The organism is Streptomyces synnematoformans, assembly GCF_039531005.1.
Lineage (GTDB): Bacteria > Actinomycetota > Actinomycetes > Streptomycetales > Streptomycetaceae > Streptomyces > Streptomyces synnematoformans.
On sequence record NZ_BAAAPF010000502.1, the window covers coordinates 1 to 3,263 of the forward strand.

1 protein-coding gene and 2 pseudogenes are annotated in these 3,263 nt (G+C 75.5%); all 3 read right to left on the reverse strand.

Annotation, left to right across the window (positions count from 1 at the left end):
• Window positions 1–453, reverse strand: a pseudogene (locus ABD317_RS35095) (hypothetical protein); the annotation flags it as partial.
• Between the two features lie 414 nt (window positions 454–867).
• Entirely contained in the window at window positions 868–2,490 is a 1,623-nt protein-coding gene (locus tag ABD317_RS35100) for a succinic semialdehyde dehydrogenase (RefSeq protein WP_344295730.1), read from the reverse strand.
• 158 nt (window positions 2,491–2,648) lie between these two features.
• Window positions 2,649–3,263 (reverse strand): annotated as a pseudogene (locus ABD317_RS35105) (serine/threonine protein kinase); the annotation flags it as partial.

Here is a 3,263-nt window from a genome sequence, read left to right on the forward strand (position 1 = left end):
CGCCGCCGGCCGCCCCAGCCTTCGAACCGCCACCGCCGCGCCGCCCGGCCCGCCCCGCCGCCGTACGCCCCAGCCTTCGAACCGCCGCCGCCGCGCCCCGAACTCCTCCGCCCGCCACGCGCGCAGCTGCCGCTCCGCCTCGACCACCGCCGCGTCCCCGCTCTCCGGGTCGTACTCCCGCCAGCGCTGCAACCAGCCGTCGTCGTCGAGGGCGGCGGTGGCCAGCTCGGCGACGTACGTGTCCCGGCGCTCCCACTCCGCCGCCCGGCCGGCGCCGGCGAGGAGTTCGCGGGCGGGGCGGAAGTCGCCCTCTGCGGCGGCCGGGAGGACCGCGCGGACCCGGTACCCGGGGGCGTCCAGCAGGACGTCCTCGTCGAGGGGCAGATCGGCGCCGACCCAGGAGTAGTGGCGCACCACGCGCGGGAACGTCACGAGGGGCCGGAGGAAGTGCATGGCACTGCATTCAAGGCCATACGAACCCCCGCGTTCCAGACCTCTTACGGTGACGATCCGATATCCGAAGCGGAGCCCGGTCCATCCGGTCACAGAACGGTTTCGGCACGAGGGGCAGCCGGGGGCAAACCCGTTCTAACCAGTCACCCGGTCGGCGCCCGGGTTCCGTGACCGTCACCGCACCCGGTTCGTTGAGCCGGGCGCGGTGACCGGACGGCAGGGGACAGCAGCCCGGTCACGACAGGGATGCGGCCGGCCCCCGGGGACGCCCGGGGGCCGGCCGTCCCCGCACCGGTACACCCCGCACCCGCACCGGGCGCGCAGCGGCAAACCGCCCGCCGACCGCGCAGCACCCCGCACCTCAGCCGCCTCGGCCGCCTCGGCCCTCTCGGCACCCTCAGCGGCCCGGCGGCCTCAGCGGAACCGCAGCGCCTTCAGCGCCCGCAGCCCGCGGCTCATGAACGCCGCGTACCCCTCGTCGTCGTACCGCAGCGGCCCCAGCGTGAACGGCGCCAGCGGCACCACCCGCTGCTGCGCCACCGTCTGCGACTCCGTGTACTTGAGGATCCCCTCCGAGCCGTGCCGCCGGCCGACCCCGGAGTCTTTCATTCCGCCCATGGGCGCCTGCACGCTGCCGTACGCGGCCCCGTAGCCCTCGTTGACGTTCACCGTGCCGGTCTGCAGCCGCGCCGCGAGGCGCCGGCCGCGCCGCCCGTCCTTCGTCCACACGCTGGCGTTGAGCCCGTACGGCGTGGCGTTGGCGCGGTCGACGGCCTCGTCCTCGTCGCGGAAGCGGTAGACGGAGACGACGGGCCCGAAGGTCTCCTCGTCGCAGACGGTCATGCCGGGCTCGACGCCGTCGAGGATCGTCGGCTCGTAGAAGTACGGGCCCACGTCCGGCCGCGGCCGCCCGCCGGCCAGCACCTCCGCGCCCTTACCGACCGCCTCCTCCACGTGCCGGGTGACGGTCTCCAGCTGCTGGCCGCTGACGAGCGAGCCCATGTCGGCGCCGTAGCCGAGGGTGTTGCCCAGGCGCATGGCCCGGGTCCGCGCGACGAAGCGGGCCAGGAAGGCGTCGGCGACCGACTCGTGCACGTACAGCCGCTCGACGGAGATGCACAGCTGCCCCGCCGACGCGAACGCGGCGCGCACCGCGCCCTCCGCCGCCTTCTCCACGTCGGCGTCGGCGAGCACCAGCATGGCGTTCTTGCCGCCCAGCTCCAGCGAGGCGCCGACGAGCCGGGCCGCGGCGCCCTGGGCGACCTCGCGGCCGGTGCGGGTGGAGCCGGTGAAGGAGACGTAGTCGGCGTGCCGGACGACCTCGGGGCCGACGACGCCGCCGGGCCCGACCACGACCTGCCACACGTCCTCCGGCAGCCCGGCCTCGACCAGCTTCCGGCGCGCCCACAGGGCGGTCAGCGGGGTCTTGGAGTCGGGCTTCATGACGAGCGCGTTGCCGGCGGCGAAGGCGGGCAGGGCGTCGCCGACGGAGAGTTCGAGCGGGTAGTTCCAGGGCGCGATCTGGCCGACGACGCCGCGCGGGTGGCGCAGCTCGGTGACCCGGGTCAGCGTCGGCAGGGCGCCGGTGTGCCGCTTGGGGCCGAGGTAGGCGGGGGCGCGGCGGCCGTAGTGGCGGGCGGCCAGGGCGACGGCCTGCACCTCCTCGTGCGCGTGCAGCCGCGCCTTGCCGGTCTCCAGCTGCACGAGGTCGAGGACCTCGTCCTGGTCGCGCAGCAGCAGGTCGTGGAAGCGGAGCAGCACGGCGGCCCGCTGCCGTACCGGCCTGGCCGCCCAGGCGCGCTGCGCGGCGCGGGCGCGCTCGAACGCGGCGACGACGTCCGGGGGCCCCGCCTCGGGCACCTCGGCCAGCGCCTCGCCGGTGAGCGGGGAGTGGACGGCGACGGTGCCGGAGCCGGTGACGCCGCGGGTCAGGCGCTCGACGAGCGCGGGCGTGACGAACTCGGCGGCGACGGCGGCGGCGGTGCGGGCGCCGGCGGAAGCGGTAGCGGTGGGGTTGCCTGCGGCGGTCTCCGTCATAAGGCCGAGGGTAGGACCCCGGCGACCCCTTTGGATACCTGCCGGTAACCGAATTCCGCCAGCGATTGCTGGCTCATACGTGCGACGGCGAGGGCGAGGGCGAGGGCGACTCGCCTGCACCGCGGCTCCGCCCGGCGCCCGGGGCGGTGCCGCGTCCGTCACATGTCCTGGATCTCCAGCGAGTCGACGACGCCGTCGAAGATCCGCTCGCCGTCCCGCTTGCCCTCGCCCGCGGCCGGCATCTCCACGGTCAGGTGCCAGCCGATGTTGTCGTCGTTGACGTAGAAGAACTCCCGCCGGCGCAGCTTGGCCTCGGTCTCGAAGCCCGCGTCCTCCGTCCAGGTCACGGTCAGCTCGGCGGCGTCCCTGCCCCGGTAGTCGTGCTCCTTGACCGTGCCCTCGACATCGTCGCCCAGCGCGGTGCATCCGAGTTCGTCGCCCGTGTCGCACTCGCGCGCCTTGTTGGCCTCGCGCAGCGCGCTGTCCTCCCGGCCGGCGGCGCGGGTGAGCCACAGCCGGGGCATGCCGCCCGGGTCGGAGTACGTGACCGTGCCCTCGTCGACGCTGCGCTTGTAGTCCTCCGGCACCGCCAGCGACGCCTTCAGCTGCTCCGTCTCGTCGTACGTCCGCCAGCCCTCCGGCGCGTCGTCGCCGCCGCCGAACGGGTTCACGACCGCCAGCACCAGCGCCGCCGCCACGGCGACCGCCCCGCCCAGCACGCCCAGCCGCGCGCCGCGCCGCCTGGGCAGCGCCGCCGCCAGCCGCCCGGCGAG